The organism is Streptomyces sp. NPDC054883 (assembly GCF_053610645.1).
Map to the genome: position 1 here is coordinate 1 of NZ_JBSGYT010000045.1, position 16812 is coordinate 16812.

The 16812-nt window shown below is 70.8% G+C and carries 18 protein-coding genes and 2 pseudogenes; 14 read left to right on the forward strand and 6 right to left on the reverse strand.

Going from position 1 to position 16812, the window contains the following annotated elements; translation table 11 throughout:
- Positions 1 to 122, forward strand: a pseudogene (locus tag ACWGH1_RS27175) (MerR family transcriptional regulator); the annotation flags it as partial.
- Between the two features lie 212 nt (positions 123 to 334).
- Here ACWGH1_RS27175 and trhA read toward each other — a convergent pair.
- Positions 335 to 1120, reverse strand: coding sequence for a PAQR family membrane homeostasis protein TrhA (trhA, locus tag ACWGH1_RS27180; RefSeq protein WP_453409083.1), 786 nt, complete (start codon positions 1118 to 1120; stop codon positions 335 to 337).
- A gap of 220 nt (positions 1121 to 1340) precedes the next feature.
- On the opposite strand from trhA, the gene ACWGH1_RS27185 reads away from it, so the two are divergent.
- Positions 1341 to 1901: a hypothetical protein gene (locus ACWGH1_RS27185; RefSeq protein WP_453354135.1), complete on the forward strand. Its 561-nt coding sequence runs from the start codon at positions 1341 to 1343 to the stop codon at positions 1899 to 1901.
- A 14-nt stretch (positions 1902 to 1915) separates the two neighbouring features.
- Here ACWGH1_RS27185 and ACWGH1_RS27190 read toward each other — a convergent pair.
- A pseudogene (locus ACWGH1_RS27190) lies at positions 1916 to 2164 on the reverse strand (tyrosine-type recombinase/integrase); the annotation flags it as partial.
- Entirely contained in the window at positions 2157 to 3035 is an 879-nt protein-coding gene (locus tag ACWGH1_RS27195; RefSeq protein ID WP_453354136.1) for a helix-turn-helix domain-containing protein, read from the reverse strand. The pseudogene ACWGH1_RS27190 and the gene ACWGH1_RS27195, both read right to left, overlap by 8 nt.
- A gap of 446 nt (positions 3036 to 3481) precedes the next feature.
- On the opposite strand from ACWGH1_RS27195, the gene ACWGH1_RS27200 reads away from it, so the two are divergent.
- From ACWGH1_RS27200 to ACWGH1_RS27215, 4 genes are all read left to right on the forward strand, one after another.
- The gene (locus ACWGH1_RS27200) at positions 3482 to 4735 is read left to right on the forward strand and encodes an ice-binding family protein (RefSeq protein ID WP_453354137.1); all 1254 of its coding nucleotides are present in this window, start codon (positions 3482 to 3484) and stop codon (positions 4733 to 4735) included.
- A gap of 265 nt (positions 4736 to 5000) precedes the next feature.
- Positions 5001 to 5657, forward strand: a complete 657-nt coding sequence (locus ACWGH1_RS27205) for a DUF5819 family protein (protein WP_453354138.1) — start codon at positions 5001 to 5003, stop codon at positions 5655 to 5657.
- A 43-nt stretch (positions 5658 to 5700) separates the two neighbouring features.
- Positions 5701 to 6768, forward strand: coding sequence for an HTTM domain-containing protein (locus tag ACWGH1_RS27210; RefSeq protein ID WP_453354142.1), 1068 nt, complete (start codon positions 5701 to 5703; stop codon positions 6766 to 6768).
- A 535-nt stretch (positions 6769 to 7303) separates the two neighbouring features.
- On the forward strand, positions 7304 to 7504 hold the full coding sequence (locus tag ACWGH1_RS27215) for a hypothetical protein (protein ID WP_453354139.1): 201 nt from the start codon (positions 7304 to 7306) through the stop codon (positions 7502 to 7504).
- A 75-nt stretch (positions 7505 to 7579) separates the two neighbouring features.
- On the opposite strand, the gene ACWGH1_RS27220 is transcribed toward ACWGH1_RS27215, so the two are convergent.
- Positions 7580 to 8044, reverse strand: coding sequence for a DUF5994 family protein (locus ACWGH1_RS27220; protein ID WP_453354140.1), 465 nt, complete (start codon positions 8042 to 8044; stop codon positions 7580 to 7582).
- Between the two features lie 307 nt (positions 8045 to 8351).
- Between ACWGH1_RS27220 and ACWGH1_RS27225 the strand changes: the two genes are divergently transcribed.
- The 8 genes from ACWGH1_RS27225 (at position 8352) to ACWGH1_RS27260 (ending at position 14894) form a co-directional block, all read left to right on the forward strand.
- A complete protein-coding gene (locus ACWGH1_RS27225) occupies positions 8352 to 8927 on the forward strand; it encodes a DUF5994 family protein (RefSeq protein WP_453354141.1) in 576 nt (191 codons plus the stop codon).
- A gap of 5 nt (positions 8928 to 8932) precedes the next feature.
- Entirely contained in the window at positions 8933 to 9121 is a 189-nt protein-coding gene (locus ACWGH1_RS27230) for a hypothetical protein (RefSeq protein WP_361312667.1), read from the forward strand.
- A gap of 98 nt (positions 9122 to 9219) precedes the next feature.
- A complete protein-coding gene (locus ACWGH1_RS27235; protein WP_453355865.1) occupies positions 9220 to 9486 on the forward strand; it encodes a hypothetical protein in 267 nt (88 codons plus the stop codon).
- 47 nt (positions 9487 to 9533) lie between these two features.
- Positions 9534 to 9818, forward strand: a complete 285-nt coding sequence (locus tag ACWGH1_RS27240; protein ID WP_453355861.1) for a hypothetical protein — start codon at positions 9534 to 9536, stop codon at positions 9816 to 9818.
- Between the two features lie 629 nt (positions 9819 to 10447).
- A complete protein-coding gene (locus ACWGH1_RS27245; protein WP_453355862.1) occupies positions 10448 to 11647 on the forward strand; it encodes a PP2C family protein-serine/threonine phosphatase in 1200 nt (399 codons plus the stop codon).
- Between the two features lie 315 nt (positions 11648 to 11962).
- On the forward strand, positions 11963 to 12535 hold the full coding sequence (locus tag ACWGH1_RS27250) for a peptidoglycan recognition protein family protein (RefSeq protein WP_453355863.1): 573 nt from the start codon (positions 11963 to 11965) through the stop codon (positions 12533 to 12535).
- Positions 12536 to 12752: 217 nt separating this feature from the next.
- Complete coding sequence (locus tag ACWGH1_RS27255; protein WP_453355864.1) at positions 12753 to 14288, forward strand: alkaline phosphatase; 1536 nt, start codon at positions 12753 to 12755, stop codon at positions 14286 to 14288.
- 66 nt (positions 14289 to 14354) lie between these two features.
- A complete protein-coding gene (locus tag ACWGH1_RS27260; protein ID WP_453409084.1) occupies positions 14355 to 14894 on the forward strand; it encodes a hypothetical protein in 540 nt (179 codons plus the stop codon).
- A 30-nt stretch (positions 14895 to 14924) separates the two neighbouring features.
- On the opposite strand, the gene ACWGH1_RS27265 is transcribed toward ACWGH1_RS27260, so the two are convergent.
- Entirely contained in the window at positions 14925 to 15869 is a 945-nt protein-coding gene (locus ACWGH1_RS27265; protein WP_453354287.1) for an MASE1 domain-containing protein, read from the reverse strand.
- A 94-nt stretch (positions 15870 to 15963) separates the two neighbouring features.
- The gene (locus ACWGH1_RS27270) at positions 15964 to 16791 is read right to left on the reverse strand and encodes a PP2C family protein-serine/threonine phosphatase (protein WP_453354282.1); all 828 of its coding nucleotides are present in this window, start codon (positions 16789 to 16791) and stop codon (positions 15964 to 15966) included.
- Positions 16792 to 16812 lie beyond the last annotated feature (21 nt).

A 16812-nucleotide genomic window follows, 5' to 3' on the forward strand; every position in this document is an offset into this window, starting at 1 on the left:
GCACCCCCATCGAGGCCGCCTGCCGCATCGTCATCCTCGAAGACCAGCTCGAAGAGGCCCAGCGCATCAACGCCGAATACCGCCGCGCCGCCGAATCGCCCGGTCCGTCGGCCTCGGCCTGAGGTGAGTGTGCCCGTCGGTATCCGCGTGCCCGTGCCCATGGATCGTTTTACTGCGGTGACGGGGCGTGCAGGTGTACCGCGTGTGCGGCTTCTCCCTCCGCCGCCACCCTCCAGCACTACGAGCCAGAACGAGCAGCCAGCGGCGTGCCTACCCTGCACAAGCTGAGGGGCGACGTGCGCACCGCGCAACGCGTCGGTCGTCATCGTCATAGTCAGTGGGCTACGAGGAAGATGGCGGTGTAGTGCGCGGTGAAGGCTGCCACGGTCAAGGCGTGGAACACCTCGTGGTAGCCGAACCAGCGGGGTGAGGGGTCGGGGCGCTGGAGGGCGTAGACGACCGCGCCAGCGCTGTAGAGGAGGCCGCCGGTCACGATCAAGGCGAGTACGGCCGCCCCGCCACTGTGCAGGAAGTCGGACAGGTAACGCACCGGTGCCCAGCCCAGCGCCAGGTAGCACGGGGTGTACAGCCAGCGGGGAGCTCCGACCCACAGGACGCGGAAGGTGATTCCCGCCAGCGCGCCCGTCCACACGATCCACAGGAGGACGGACCTCTGGTCAGGGGGGAGAAGGAGCACGGCCAGCGGGGTGCAGGTGCCTGCGATGATCAGGAAGATGTTGGCGTGGTCGAGGCGACGCAGAACGGCCTCGCCGAGTGGCCCCCAGGTGCCGAGGTGGTAGACGGCACTCGTCCCGAACAGCAGCCAGGCGGTGACGGAGTACACGCTGCAGGCCAGAGCGGCCTGCGGTGTCGCGGCCAGGCAGAGGAGGACGATGCCCGCGGCCAGCGCTGCGGGGACCATTCCTGCGTGAAGCCAGCCTCGTAGCTTCGGCTTGATCGGCTCCACCAGATCGGCCGCTCGCTCGACCAGGTCGGCAACGGGGTGGGAGTCCTCGCGTCCTCCAACCGTTGGTGCGGGATGAACACGACCGGCTTCGGCGTCGTCTCGGGACACTGCTTCCCGTCCTGACCCGGACTGCTGGGCATCACTGGCGACCATGTGTTCATGCTAGGAGCCTGCCCGGAGCGGCGAACCCGGAGGTCTGCCGCAGACTGCCGGACCGGCTTCGCCTGACGTGGCCGGTTCAGCCGCCTCATGGGTCCGGTCCTGGCGGTCTGCCACCGACCGGGGTCGTGGAAGTCGTGTAATTCGACGGGCCATGGGAACGATGAGGGCTCCCGAACGGGTCTCTCCGCTCTCCTACGTCCAAGGATCGCCGATGCTTCCCGAGTTCCGCTCCCACGCATCCGTCCCCCTTTCCCATCAGCTGGAACAGCGACTGGGACTGGACCCACGCCTCGAAGCCGGCCACATCGATGTCGAGCGTGTCGCGGACATCGCCGTCGTCGCAGCGGCCCACTCCGACGGATACGCGGCCACCGCACACCTCCTCGGACTGCTGGCCGCTCTCCCCGCTCCCACCGCGGCCGGAGAACGCTTCTGGTCGGACTTGTGGAGGTCCTCGGGCTCGCTCTACCTGCTGCCCGCCAACATGAAGGCCTGCGTGCTGACTTCGCTGTCCGGAGAAGGCACCGGTCTGGCCGGGCAGATCCTCTCGGCCGTCGACGAGATGACGCCGCCCCAGCGCATCGCAGCCGGAGAGGTCATCGGCCAGGCACTTGCCGAGTCCGACCACCTCCCCGACCTGAAAACGCAGGTCATCGGCGAACTGTGGCTCCGGGACCTCGAACTCACGGCCTGGCGCGTCCTGCACGCGGACCACAAATCAGCCGATCCGGCCGGGCGAAAAGCCTTCCTCGACGCATGGACAAGCATCTGACCGGCAACATCACGCTGGTAGATCACCGCCGCCTTCTCCGAGGACTGGCCGGCGCGGACCATCGTGTCCTTCAGCGTGGCCCGCGACTGCGTCGACAGGGTGAGGCCGGTGTGGCGCAGGTCGGAGAAGCGGAAGCCGGCCGACTTGGTGTCCCCCTCGGCGCGGCGGCCGGTGTTCGGCTCGGGGGCCGCCTTGGTGATCCGTAGGGCGAGGGGGTCGAGGGTGACCGAAGTCCGGCGGGAAGCCGCCTGCTCCTCAGTGCGCCGCCCGGAATGCCGTGCCGACGTATGCCTTGACGATTTCGGCGAGGAACTGCCGGGCGCCGTCCGGGCTCAACGCCTGGGCCTGCAAATACGCATACATGTCGCTGTAGAGCCGCACCTCGGATCGTTTCTCCAGATAGAGGTCGCCGGTGAACCTTTCCAGATACACCACACTCTCATCGGCGGCGCCGGAGAATTCGAGCAGCGAGAACTGCCCGGAGACACCGGGGTGCGCCCCCACCTCGTGCGGGAGTACCTGCACGGTGATGTGCGGCTGGGCACCGAGGCTGTTCAGATGCTCCAGTTGTTCGCGCATGACCTCGTGGCTGCCCACGACGCGCCGCAGCGCCGCTTCGTCCAGTACGGCCCATAAGCGCAGCGGGTTTTCGGGAGCAGCCAGCCGGTCCTGGCGCCGCAGCCGTACCTGGAGGCGGGTGGCGGCCTGGTCGTCGGCGGCGTGAGGGATCGTTCCTGCGATGACCGCCCGGGCGTAGGCCGGGGTCTGCAGCAGGCCCGGGATCACCAGGGGCTCGTAGGTCCGGATCGCGGCGGCCTCGGCCTCCAGTCCGATGTAGGCGCCGTACGGGATGTCGCCGTAGGCGTTCCACCAGCCCTGTCGGCCCGATTCCCGGGCCAGCCGCATCAGGTCGTCGACGAGCCGCTGGTCCTGGACTCCGTACAGCCGGCAGAGATCGCGCACGTCGCGCGGCTTGATGAGGCGGCGGCCGTTCTCCAAGAGGCTGATCTTGGGCTGGGAGATCAGCAGTCGCTCCGCCACATGCTGCGTCGTCATACCGCCGGCCTGCCGGAGCCGGCGTAGCTCCGATCCCAAGCGGCGCCTGCTGACGGTGGGATTGATGTCGACGCCCACGGGACGTGTTCCTCCGCTCCTTGCAACCCCTGTTCCGGTGAGCACACTGCCATGCCCCAGGGGGAGTTGGATCCGTCCTGGTGTCGTGTCGCGCACGGCCGCCAATCGATTCGGTTCCCACCGTTGCCTCATGGATTGCGGCAGCCCGGGCCGAGGGTCCAGAGAAATACCGGCTTCCCCCACACGGCTCATTAATCCGATTCAGTTATTTGCATTATCGGCCCGTCGGCACGAATGGCGGATGAGACGGAAATCGCCGAACAGATCCCGACTTTTTGCAAGTTTCTGCGTAATATGCCAGCCATAGTGAGACGGTCCTGTGCGGTCGAGACCGTCCATTACGTCACCATCCACTCACAGGAGTTGGCCCCTCGATGACGCTGAATATCTCTGGCGCGGCGCTAAAGCGCACAACGCCGGTCTGGATCGCGACGGTACTCGCCACGGTGATCGCCTCTGCCGTGGTCGCGGTGACGCCGACCCGGGCACATGCGATCGCAACACCCGTACCTCTGGGCACGGCCGCCAGCTTTGCCGTGCTGGCCGGCTCGGAGATCACCAACACCGGCCCCACGGTCATCACCGGCGACCTCGGAGTGAGTCCGGGAACAGCCATCAGCGGATTCCCGCCCGGGATCGTGAACGGTACCGTGCACTCCGGCCCTGTCGACCCCGTGGGCCTCCAAGCCAAGAGCGACCTGGTCGTGGCGTACGACAACGCCGCCGGGCAGCCGGCGGACGCGACTCTTCCCCCGGACGCCGGGGGCCTGACGTTGGTTCCCGGCGTGTACACCGCCCCCTCCACTCTCGGACTCACCGGCACCCTCACCCTGAACGCCCAGGGCAACCCCAACGCCGTGTGGGTGTTCCAGGTCGGTTCGGGTCTGACGACGGCAAGCTCCAGCAACGTGTCCCTCATCAACGGGGCCTCGCCCTGCAACGTGTTCTGGCAGGTCGGAAGTTCGGCCACCCTCGGCACCGAAACCAACTTCGTCGGCACCATCATGGCCCTGACCTCCATCTCTCTGACCACGGGCGCGGACATCGACGGACGGGCGCTGGCTCGTAACGGCGCGGTGACGATGGACACCAACACGATCAACCGCGGGACGTGTGCCGCCGGCACCACCGGCGGAACCACGGGCGGTCTGGTCACGGGCGGCGTCGTCGCCGGCACCACGACCGGTGGCCCGACGACGGGTGGCACCACGACCGGTGGTCCCACGACCGGTGGCTCCACGGCTGGCGGCCTGCTCGGCGGCGTGCTCGGCGGTGCGACGACCGGCGGCGCCAATGGTGGCCTGCTCGGCGGCGTGCTCGGCGGTGTGACGACGGGCGGTGGCCTCGTAGCGGGTACCACGACGGGCGGCGTCACGGGCGCGACGACGGGCGGAACCAACGGTGGCACAACCGGCGGTGTTCCCAAGCCGCCCGGCAAGCCGGGCAAGCCCGGCTGGCCTGGCCATGACGTCCCCGGGTGGCCGGGTCACGACGAGCACGACGAGCACGAGCAGCAGGGCCGTCCCGACCACGGGGATCACGGCGGACACGAGCACGGGCACCACGAGGGGCCCGACTACGGGAACCACGAAGGACCCGACCACGGTCAGGGCGAGCCCGACCACGGTCAGGGCGAGGAGCCGGACAACGGGTACGGCGGTCAGGGCGACGAGCACGACGGCTGGGGCCACGACGAGTGAGCACTCCGCACGCCATGCGGATCGTCTGCGGTAAGTCGCGCGTAGCTCCCGAGGCGGCCTGAATGCCCAGGCAGTCACGCGCGACACACGAGTAGGGCGGGTGGCGCGCGGCGGATCTTCCTCGGTTCCGTCGCGCGCCGCTCGCGCAAGTCCGGAAGGAACGGATGGGTGAGCAGTCGGGATGGGAAGGCCGGGTGGGATCGTGCCGGGTGGCGTCACGTCAACGGACGTGAAGGAAACGGAGCACTCAGGATCCGGGCCTGCGGTGGAGGACCACGACGGCGGTCCGGAGTCGTACTCGGATGATTCCGGGCCGCGCCGCCCGCTGGGGGTAGGAACAGGAACCTTCATCGTCCTGTGTCTGGCAACGACGCTGATCCACGTGCTCGTGGTCTTCCTGCATGTGGCGCCGGCGAACGCCGTCTCACAGCTGTACAGCGGGCCGATCAACGCATGGGTATATCCGCTCTTCGAGCAGAACTGGCGCCTCTTCGCCCCGGATCCGGAGTCGGTCAACCGCAAACTCTCGGCGAGGACCAGGTACACCGCCCCTGACGGCAGCGTGCGGGTGAGCGGCTGGTTCGACCTGAGCGCCGTGGACGGCTCCGCCGTCGAGCACGACCCCTTCCCGAGCCACACGGCGCAGAACATGCTGCGCCGGGCCTGGAGTTCGTACCTCGAAGCGTTCGGCGGTGACGACGAGCCGCATTCCGAGCGGGCCGTGATGATGCAGACGTACCTGCGCAACATCGCGGCGGACCGCGTCGCCGCCCACCGGCCAGGTTCCTTCGACTCCATCCAGCTTCGGGTGATCACGCTCCCCGTCACCACCCCGGACGCCTCAGGCGCTATCCGCCAGGCCGCACCCATCGACACCCGTTACCTGCCCTGGTGGAAGGTGGCCCCCCATGGAACAGACTGAGCCGACACCGGCAGCCACGCCCACCCGACCGGCGGCGCAGCGCATGCTCGACCGCCTGGGCGTGCTCGTTGCCCTGCTGATCGAGCGGCCGGTCTCCTTGTACGGCGCGGCGGTCCTGCGCATCGGGTACGGACTGCTCTACCTCGTCTTCCTGCTCCGCGAGTTCCCGCACCGCGACGAGATCTGGGGTCCGGGATCGCCCTGGACGCCCGCGCTGGCGCGGCAGCTGTTCGACCAGACCGGGTGGGTCAGCATCCTCACCCTCTCCGACAGCCGTGCGTACTTCGAATGCTGCTACGCGGCGGCTGTCGTGACGTCCGTACTGTTCATGCTCGGTTGGCGGACCAGAGCGGTGTCCGTGCTGTTCGCGGTGATGGTGGCGTCGTTCCACGCGCGGGCCGTCTTCATGACGGACGGAGGCGACAACCTCTTCCTCCTCATGGCCGTGTACCTCGTCTTCACCGCGTGCGGTCGACGCTGGTCCATGGACGCACGCAGGAAGTCGAGGCCGGCAGCGGACGGCGGGCGCCAGCGCCGCCGGTTCCGCGAGTTCGGTCGCACCGCGAGCACCGTGCTGCACAACTGCGGCATGTTCGTCATCGCCGCCCAGGTGTGCTTCCTCTACGGATCCGCCGGCCTGTACAAGGTGCAGGGCGGCTCTTGGGGCAACGGGACCGCCCTCCACTACGTGCTGAACCTCGACCTCTTCCGGCCATGGCCCGCGCTGTCCCTCCTGTTGGACGAACACCCGGTCGCGGTCGCCGTCGCCGGTTACCTGACGGTGCTGCTGCAGGTCGCGTTCCCGTTCGTACTGTTCGGCAGGCTCAAATACCCCGTGCTGATCATGCTGGCGGGCCTGCACCTGGGGATCGCGGTCCTCTTGGGGCTGCCGATCTTCTCCGGAGTGATGGTCGTCGCGGATGCCGTGTTCCTTCCGGACCGCTTCTACCGGTCTTTGGGGTGTCTGTGTTCGCGGTCTGCCCGGCCGCTGGGCTTCGGGAAGGGGCGGGCTGCGGTCCGGGGAGAACCAGCACTCGTGCCGGCTCAGCCCGGGCCGGCGGACCCGGTCAGCCCGACCGTCGAAGCCGTGAGCCGGCGGCCGGCGCGGTGACCGGAACCGCCGACTTCCCCGACGGCGGCACGACCATGAGCCACGTGGGCATCCACGCCGCGCGACGGTATCCGGCACGCTCCGAGGTGGAGCACCCGCCCGCATCACGATGACCGGTCTTGCCCGGCCACGATCGAAGCGCGCTGGATCCATGGCGACCGGCTTGGTACGGCGGCGGGAGGAAACCCCACCGCCGGAATGCCGTCAAGGGGCATATCCTGGTAAATAGGCCGTCGCACTCTCACGTGTGACGTCCGGAAGGGCGACCCCGGCAGGTGAATGTGCCGGGGTCGTTGCACCACCGTCGTCGCGGCATCACCGTCGTCGCGCCGTAGGTGCCGACGCCGGTGGGCGCGGTGGGGATCGCGTCCCTCCTCGGCACTGAAGGGACGGCCGCCCTTACGACGCTGCCACACCGCTGAGGAGCGTCATCCGTGTGCCTCGCTTCGCAGCCGACATGATGCAGACCGTCGCTGTGCGTGTCAGCGTGACCGGGGAGCAATCCGAACCCCACGCACCAAGAGGAGACGCCGTCATGGACGGTACGCAGGGCAAGCGTCAGGAGCCGGGCAAGGGCCGCGAGGCGCAGGAACATCGTCGCCCCGGAGACCCCGCGCAGCCCCAGCCGGGCAGGCAGTCCCGCGAGAAGGGGCAGACACCCCGCGGGAAGGAGACCTCGCGCGGCAGGAAGAACGACCTGCTGCGCGAAGAGGACCTGCACGACGAAGGGCTCTGACCAGAGCACCGATCGCCCGCACGCCCAGAGCCCGGCCGGTCCGCCGTCACTGCCCAGAGCCCGGTCGTTCCGCCGTCACTCCGGCCGGGCTCTGCTGCACCCCGTCCGACGCCGAAGGAGACCGCGGACGGCGCGGGCCATCGCTTCCCGGGCGGCATCGGCGGTGGTGTCGGGAGGAACCAGCAGCAAGGCGAAGTGGTCGGTGCGGCCCCGGGTGATGAGAACGGTGTCGTCACCGACCGGGTCGGAGTCGAGGTGCACGACCCGGCCGTCGATGACCAGGCGGGTCGGGAGGCCGTCCCAGGCGGACGCGTCGACCCCCACCCGGGTGATCGGTCCGAGATCCCTGGTCAACACGCTGATCAGCGCGGACGGTTCCGTCTCGATGTCGCGCGTGCGCGGCCACCACGCACCGTCCAGGAGCCCCGACCGGAAGCTGGTGGTCTCCAGCCGCAACAGCGCCGTACCGGGCTTGATCGCCGGGTGGATCGCATCCGGCAGGAGCAGCGGGCGGGTGCGGGGGGTGTCGGAGTCAGCCATGAGGGTCCGCCCATCCCTCGGGTACGGCCGTACGTCGACGCAGGTCGGAGCCGGTACCGACGCAGGTCGGAGCCGACGCCGGTGCCGGCCGGCGACGTGCGCCGGCCTTTGGCCGTTTCACGATGCTCCCGCCGCCCGCTCCGCCGCCCGCGGGAAACTGCCTGGTCACGCCGGTCAGAGTCCGCCGAAGAGGCGTACAGTGAAAGCACCGGGAGTACTTCGCACACCGGCTTACACGCAGGTGTCATTTCCGGCGATCGCCTAGGAACCGGGCTGCCGACGGGCAGCCTTAGGGCAGGTCCGCATCATGACCACCACCCTCGACCGGACCGCGTCCCGCGACCTCGCCGCGGAGTTCCCGGCCCGCTTGTCCCTCACCCCTAAGACCATGCTCGCCGGCCGGCTGGACGGGGCATGGTGGCCGCGCTCCCGTGACCTCGAGGCCGAGCTCCCACCGCTCGTCGCCGCCCTGGAGGAACCCTGGGGCCGCGTCACCCGCGTCACGGTCAATCCCACCCGCTGGCCCGTCGTCCCGCACACGGTTGCCATGGACGGGCGCACGCTGCACGTGGGCTGGTTCACCGAACAGGACCCCGACAAGCTGATCCTGCTCGCCTACACCGTCGGCCGCTGGGACCTCCTGGTGGTCCCGCCCGAAACCGGGCCCGCAGCTGCGGCCCGTCTGATGGCCGCCGCCGCGCTCCCGGGCAGCGTCCTCACCGCGGGCGTCCTCATGGCCAACGAGACCGTCATCGGGCGCGGCATCCGCGACGCCCGCCGCCGCGAGGCCGCGTGGGAGAGCGAAGGCGGGGCCTGTATGTCCCCCTCCGGGAACCCGATGGGCAGATCCGCCCTGCCGCTGCCCGGAAAAGGCTGGAGGTGAGCTCCGTGGAGACCATCGTCCTCATCGCGGTGATCATCCTCATGATCGGCATCGGAATGCGCTGGATACATCTGCTGAACGCCCAGCACGACGCGCGGATCGCGGCCTACCACTTCAGCGACCCCCTGCCGAGGCCTTCCGGCCTGCCGGACGACACCGGTCGTCGAGCCCACCACGCGGATGCCGACCGGTGAGGGAACGGACCTTCCTCCGGCCGGGGGCAACGGTCGGGGTGCCTCGCGCACCCCGACCCGCCGGCCCCTCGCCCACCCCCGAAGGGAAGCACGCCCACGTGAAGGACATCGAGCCCCAGACACTGCCGCTGCTCGGGCACGCGGAGGTACGGATCACCGCGCGCACGCCGGAAGCCGCCCGCGCGGTCGCGGAGGCGTTGCGCAGCTGTTTCGCAGGCGCGGAACAGCGCAGCTACCCCGGCCTCGACGGCGACACCCGCCTCCACCTCACCGTGGACACGACGGCACCCGCCGGACCTGCCCGTTCGTGGCTGGCCGCCAGTAGGACCCGCGTCGGCTCCGGCGCCCACTCCGACGAGATCTGAGAAGCCCCAACCGGCCCCGGAGCCCCCACACACGAAAGGACGCGGTCATGGCCACACTGCGCGAACGCAAGACCTACCGCGATCAGGTGCTCCAGGTCCTGTACGAAGCCGTCGAAGGCAACCGCCTCCTCGGCATCACCGGAGCACAGCTGCGGCGCGATCTGCACGTGCCGGAAGAGGACCTGGCCGCCGCCTGCACCTACCTGGCGGGCGAAGGGCTGATCACCGTCGACTGGGAGCCGGGCAACACCCCCGCGATGGTCACCCTCACCCACGGGGGGATCCGGCGCATGGAGGCCGAGGAGGAAGGAACGGCCACGGGGCCGGCCTGATCCGAACGACAGCCCCTGGATACGGGCGACCTCCTCGGCCATGGCCGAGCCGACCGTCGGCCTGGTGTCGCTGATGGTGCCCAGGGAGTCCTCGGTGTCGGGGCGGACCCGGGTTCCGGTGCCGAAGGTGCGCTCGAACTGGATGTGGGAGATGGTGCGCCACATGGACGATGTCGGCGGGTGTGAGCCCGCTGGCGGTCGCCAGCACCGCGCCGTCGGCCCACCACCTCGTCCGCGGTGGTTACCACCGCCGGGTGGAGAGCCGGGAGGGCCGCCACGGCGTTCGAGAGCGGGAAGAGAGGCGGCTCTTCGGCCGTGCCGCTCTCCGCAGCAACACGGATCAGCGCTTCCAGATCGTCCTGGGTGTAGTCCCTGACACGCCAACCGTCATGGTCAGCTCCGCGTGCTCGGCCGTACTCCCCTCATCGGCCGGCGTGCGCGGGACGCGCACGCCGGGCGAACGGTGTGGTCCGGGGCCCCCGCGGCACCGGCCCATGGGGCAATCCGAATGGTGGAGGCCGCTCGGGGCACGGGAGCCGTGTGGCGTGCCCGATCGCAGGGGAGCATCCTGGAGGCCACGCCGCCCGTGCAGCCGGACGCCGGCCCGCCGCCCGGTTGGAGGCAACAGGATGACCGTCGGAGGGCGCGGGGAACCAGACCGCTCGGAGAGCTTCGGAGAGGAACTGCTCGGGCTGCTCCTCGACCAGGCGCCCGAGCTGCCGCCCCATCTGGTCTGCCCGCTCGTCGCCGAGACGGTGGCCCGGATGGGGGGCCGCGAACCACAGGTCCTGCTCCAGGACTACGGACAGCAACAGCTGGTCCCGCTGCCCGTCGGCGGCTTGGCCACAGGTGATCCGCAGTCCATCGACCGGTCCGCAGCCGGCCGGTGTTTCCTGGAGTCACGTCCGGTCGAAGTCCTGATGCCCGACGGCATACGGGTCCACCTGCCCCTGCTGGACGGCGGCGACCAGGTGGGGGTCCTCGCGGTCACCCTGGACGGGATCGACGACGACACCCGTCGGCTCCTGCGCAGGATCGCGGGCCTGGCGGCCGACCTGCTGGAGACGAAGAACGGCTACACCGACCTCTTCTTCCGCACTCGCCGCAGTCAACCGATGAGCGTGGCCGCGGAGATCCAGTGGTCCCTGCTGCCCCCGCTGTCGATGGTGATGCCGCGCGTCGCGGTGGCCGGAGTCCTGGAGCCCGCCTACGCCGTGGCGGGGGACAGCTTCGACTACGCCCTGAACGGCGATGTCCTGCACCTGGCCATGGTCGACGCCATGGGGCACGGTCTGGACGCGGCCACGATGGCCACGGTGGCCATCGGCGCGTACCGCCACGCCCGCCGGATCAGCATCGAACTGTCCGAGATCTACCTCTTCATGGACCGGGCCGTCGCCGAGCAGTTCGACCCGGACCACTTCGTGACCGCCCAAATGATGCGTCTGGACACGGACACGGGGCGCCTCCAGTGGGTCAACGCGGGGCATCCCGCACCGATGCTGATCCGCGCGCACCGCGTCGTACGCCGTTTGGAGAGCCCCACGACCCTCCCCGTCGGCTTCGGAGGGGCCCAGCCACAGGTCAGCGCGGTGGCTCTGGAGCCGGGCGACCGCGTCCTCTGCTTCACCGACGGCCTGATCGAAGAACACCAAAGCGGGCAGGCACAGTTCGGCGAGGAGCAGCTGATCGACTGGGTGAACCAGCTGGAGCAGGCTGAACACGGGATCCGCACGGTCGCCCGGGACCTGTCCCACACCCTCAAGCGGGCACGCGGCGAAACCACCTCGGACGACGCGACGCTCGTCCTGTTCGAGTGGCGCGGATGACGGAAGGTCGTGCCACAAAGTGCCGGTAAAGGCGGTCGACAGCGGTCATCAAGGGACCAGACGCGGCAGCCCGACCGGCGCCCTTGGCATTCGTTTCCGCCCTCCGCGGGCCCCGACTCGCCGGAGTGCCCTGGCCAGGGGGGTAGAGCACGAAGCAGTCCGGCAGAAGGGTGGCCGTACGTTTCCTCTTGATCATCTGATCGTTGCGCAAGCCGTGGGAATTCATCCTGGCCAGGCGTCCCTGGAGACAGCGCACTCGCGGCTCATCAGCAGGCGGCTCGCCCTCGGCTCCGTGCTGGGGCTCGCGCCCGTCGTGTGGGCACCGGTGGCGCGGTCCGCTCGGTGGCGGGGATCATCGGCTGCGAGGCGTGGGGGGCGCGGCCGCCTGCCGAGGACGTGGTCGTCCTGGCTTCGCCGCCGCGCCGGATCGTGGTCCACCACACGGCGACGAGGAACCTGGAGGACTTCTCCCTCGGCCGGGCCCTCGCTCTCGCCCGGGCGGTCCAGAACCTGCACATGGACACCCGCGGCTGGATCGACACGGGCCAGCACTTCACCGTCAGCCGGGGGGCGTACGTCACCGAGGGGCGCCACCGCAGTCTCGCCGAGCTGAACGAGGGCCTGCGGCAGGTGCGTTCCGCGCATTGCGTCGGGCAGAACGACGTGGCGGTGGGCATCGAGACCGAGGGGACCTACACGGGCGTCGAGCCGCCTCCGCGGCAATTCGAAGCCCTGGCGGAGCTGTGTGCGCACGTCTGCGGTCAGTACGGGCTGGATCCCGCCGAGATCTGGGGGCACCGGGACTTCAACGACACCGCCTGCCCCGGCGACCGGCTGTACGCGCTGCTCCCCCGGCTGCGTGACGAGGTCGCGGCCCGGCTGCGCTGAGGGCTGTCGGCGCAGCGGCGCAGCCCGGGACGAGTGCTGAGACACCGCGCCGCTCGCCCATGACCGTGCCGGGGGCCGGCGCTGCGGGTCGGGGGGCCGGGCGAGGGGACGGTTTCCTGCGTTCGGGTGGTGGTCACGCGTTGAGCAGGGTCTGTTCATGTGGCGCTCATAGCTTCGGGGGGACCGCGTCGTCCTTCCCGAGGGGATCTCCCAGCACATGCGCCGCAGACCAGTGAAGACGTTGACCGTTCTGGCCCTCGCGGGGACCGTGGCCGCCGGGACCGCGGTCACCGCCAACTCCGCGCCGCAGAACAGCGAGCACGGCAAGGAAATCCGGAACGTCATCTACCTGCTCGGTGACGGAATGGGCCGCACCCACGTCACGGCCGCCCGCGACCGGTACTACGGGGCGGGCGGGAAGCTCACCATGGAGACCCTCCCCTTCACGGGCGCGGTCGCCACCTACGCCGTCGAGAAGGGCACCGCCAAGCCCTCCCTGGTCACCGACTCGGCCAGCTCCGCCACCGCTTGGTCGACGGGCGTCAAGACGTACAACGCCGCGATCGGCGTGGACTCGTACGAGAAGAAGGCCGCCACGCTGATGGAACAGGCCAAGGCGGCCGGCTTCGCCACGGGCAACGTCTCCACCGCCGAGATCACCGACGCCACCCCGGCGGCGCAGTTCAGCCACGCGCTGCTGCGCGGCTGCCAGGGCCCGGTCTACTCCGACGCCGCCTGCCTCCCCAAGAAGGAGGACGGTACGTACGAGGGCGCGCCCGCCGACAAGACGCTGATCACGCCGATCGCCGAGCAGATCGCCCGCAACGGCACCGCCGACGTCGTCTTCGGCGGCGGTCTCGCCCGCTTCGAGCCGGACGACCAGAAGGCCCTCCAGGCCCAGGGCTACCAGGTGCTCGGCAGCTTCGGCGACGCCTCGCTGCCCGCCCAGACCGCCGCCAGCCAGAAGGTCGCCACCAAGGCCGACCTCGACAAGGCCAACGGCAAGAAGGTCCTCGGCCTCTTCAACCGCGGCAACCTGACGGTCGAGCAGGCCAAGGCCGGTCTGCCCGCCGACGCCCCGCAGAAGCAGGAGCCGACGCTGGCCGACATGGCCCGCAAGTCGATCTCGCTGCTCTCCGACCGCAAGCAGCAGGAGCGCGGCAAGGGCAAGGGCTTCTTCCTCCAGATCGAGGGCGCCCAGATCGACAAGCGCTCGCACGCCAACGACGCAGCGCAGACGCTCGGCGAGGTCAAGGCGTTCGACGACGCGGTGAAGGCCGCGTACGACTTCGCGAAGAAGGACGGCCACACGCTGGTGATCGTCACGGCCGACCACGAGTGCGCCGGCTTCAACATCATCGAGCACGGCACCTACACCAACGCCGAGGCCGTCGCGCCCCCGGCCAACACCGACGCGGGCAACACCGCGAACAACAGCGTCCCCTCGCGTGCCGCCTCGGGCGCGAAGGACACCACCCGCTCGACCGGCATCGTCAACGGCGCCGGCTCGGGTGACGCGAAGAACTTCGCGCCGGCCACCTTCCGCACCCCGGACGACGCGCCGGGCGTGCAGGACGGCAGCCCCGAGGCCAGCCTGTGGCTGACCTACCTGTCCGGCAACCACACCGGCGCCGACGTGCCGATCTTCGCGTACGGCCCGAACGGCAGCGCGTTCGCCGCGAGCCAGAACAACACCGAGCTCTACTCGAAGATGTACCGCTCGCTGTTCGGCCGCTCGCCCCAGCAGCACTGACCCTTCGCACGGTCCCGGGGCCGGGGGCGACTCCCCCCGGCCCCGGCCCCTTTTCAGGAGCGTTCGATGAGACACCCCCTGCGCCGCACCGCGGCCGCGCTGGTCCCGGCCCTGGCCGTACTCGCCCTCGTCACCGGTTGCTCCGGCGGCGCGCGGCACGCCGCCCCCGCCGGGGCGCCGACCGGCGCCGCCTCGCCGGTGGCCCTGCCCGCGCCGCGCAGCGCGCCGGCACCGGCCGCCGTCCTCGCGCAGCCCGCCCGGCAGGGTGAAGTCCGCGTGGAGCAGGGGCCGTTCACCGACCGGGTGCGGCTGGAGCGGCTGGCCCTCACCGACCGGCAGACCGTGACCGGGCACGTGGCCATCACGGCGGACGTCAGCGACACGCTGGCCCTCGAACTCGCGGTGGCCTACTACGACGCCTCCGGCCACCTCGTGGGCACCGGGGCGTTCCAGTACCAGGAGGAGGGCGAGGACGCACACGGCTCCGAGCACCACGACGGCCCCCGCGCGGCGGGCGACGGCATCGACTTCACCGTGTCGCCGGGCCGGCTCACCGGCACCCCGGCCAGTGCCGTACTGACCATCCCGGTGCTGGTCAGCGAGTAGCCGCCGGGGCGGCCCACCGCCGCCCGGCGCTCAGCCGCGGGGGCGCGGGGACAGCCGGTTCACCAGCTCGGCCAGGTCCTCGCAGGCTTGCTGGATCTTCGAGCGGACGTTGTTCTGCTCGGTGACCAGCGCCGACAGCAGCAGCGCGGTCAGCGCCACCGAGCCGTTGAGGGCCATCAGGTTGGCCATCACCTCCAGGGTGCCGTGGTGCGCGAAGGGCCCCGCCCGCTCGGTGGCCGCCGACACCGCCGCCACCGAGATCAGCAGTGCGCACGGCGCCGCCCCCACCAGCTGGAACCGGACGGCGGCCCAGATCAGCAGCGGGAAGACGAGGAAGAGCAGCGAGAGCGGGCTGCGCGTCACCAGCAGGGTGACCAGCACGGTCACGACCGCCAGCGCCACCGCCTCGGCCGTGCGGTACAGGTCGCGCGGCAGCCCCATCAGCGGCAGGGCCAGCAGCAGCGGCGTCCCCACGAGCACCCCCATCGCGTCGCCGGCCCACCAGGCCGCCCACACCGGCCAGAACCCGCTCCACGGCAGGCTCCCGGTGAGCGCCAGCACCCCGGCGCCGACGGTCGCGCTGAGCAGCATCGGGAGCAGGCCGCCCAGGAACACCAGCGCCAGCCCGTCGCGCAGCCGGTCCAGCTCGGTGCGGAAGCCCGCCCGGCGGAGCAGCGCGTAGGCGCACAGCGGGGCGAGGGTGTTGCCGGCGATGATGGCGAGCCCGCTCGGATCGACCGGGCCGAGCGCCCGCATGACGAGGTACGTGCCCAGGGTGATGCCCGGCCAGATTCCCGCGCCCCGCCACAGCAGGGCGGCGACGGCGATCCCGGTCGACAGCCACAACGGCGTGACCTGCGCGCCCGCGACGACCAGGCGCTGGAGCAGGCCCAGCCGGCCCGTGACGTAGTAGGCGGCGGCGACCGCGAGGATCCACGCCGCCTGCCGCAAGGGGAACGGACGCGGTGGCGACAGGGCGGGGGAGAGACCTCGCCGCCGCTGCCCTCGCTCGGTGCTCACCCCACGTATGAGACAACGGCGCCGGCCCCGCGCGGGTTCCTGACACGCCCTATGCGGGCGGCGGCGCGTCGTGCCGCAGCACCAGGACCGCCGCGTCGTCGGCGTGACCGGTGGAGTCGGCCACCCGCAGCACCTCCGCGGCCAGCTCCTCCGGATCGGCCGCCGCACCGTCCCGGACCACCCGGGCCACCTGCCCCAGCCCCGTCTCGATCGGGAACGAGGGCCCCTCCACCACCCCGTCGGTGAGCAGGACGTACGCGCCCGCCCGCGCGAGCGGCCGGGCCGTCACGGGGTAGTCGCCCCCGGCCAGCACGCCCAGCGGGAGGCCGCCGTCGTCCTCCGCGATGCCGTACGCGCCGTCCACCGTGGCCCACACCGCCGGGATGTGCCCGGCGCGGGCGCCTTCGAGCCGCCAGGTCCGGGGGTCGAAGCGGAGGAAACTGCAGGTCGCGAAGAGGTCCCGGCCGACCGACAGCAGCAGGTCGTTGGCCCGTCCCAGTACGTCGCCCGGGTCGGTCGCGGCGGCGGCCACCGCGCGCAGGGCTATCCGGATCTGGCCCATGAAGGCCGCCGCCTCCACGTCGTGGCCCTGTACGTCGCCGATGGAGAAAGCGAGCGACCCGTCCGGGAGCCGGAAGCCGTCGTACCAGTCGCCGCCGATGTCCAGTCCGTGCCGGGCCGGCGCGTACCGGGCCGCGGTCCGCAGTCCCGGCACGTCGGGCAGCGAGGCGGGCAGCATCTCGCGCTGCAGGGCCTCCGCCAGCTCCACCCGGGCCTGCTGGAACTCGGCCCCCAGCCGCGCCTGGGCGGTGAGCCGTCCGAGCGTGGTCAGGAGGTCGTCCGCGCTCGCCGGCCGTGGGGAACGACGCCGGGTCATGGACCGCTCCCTCTGGACGAC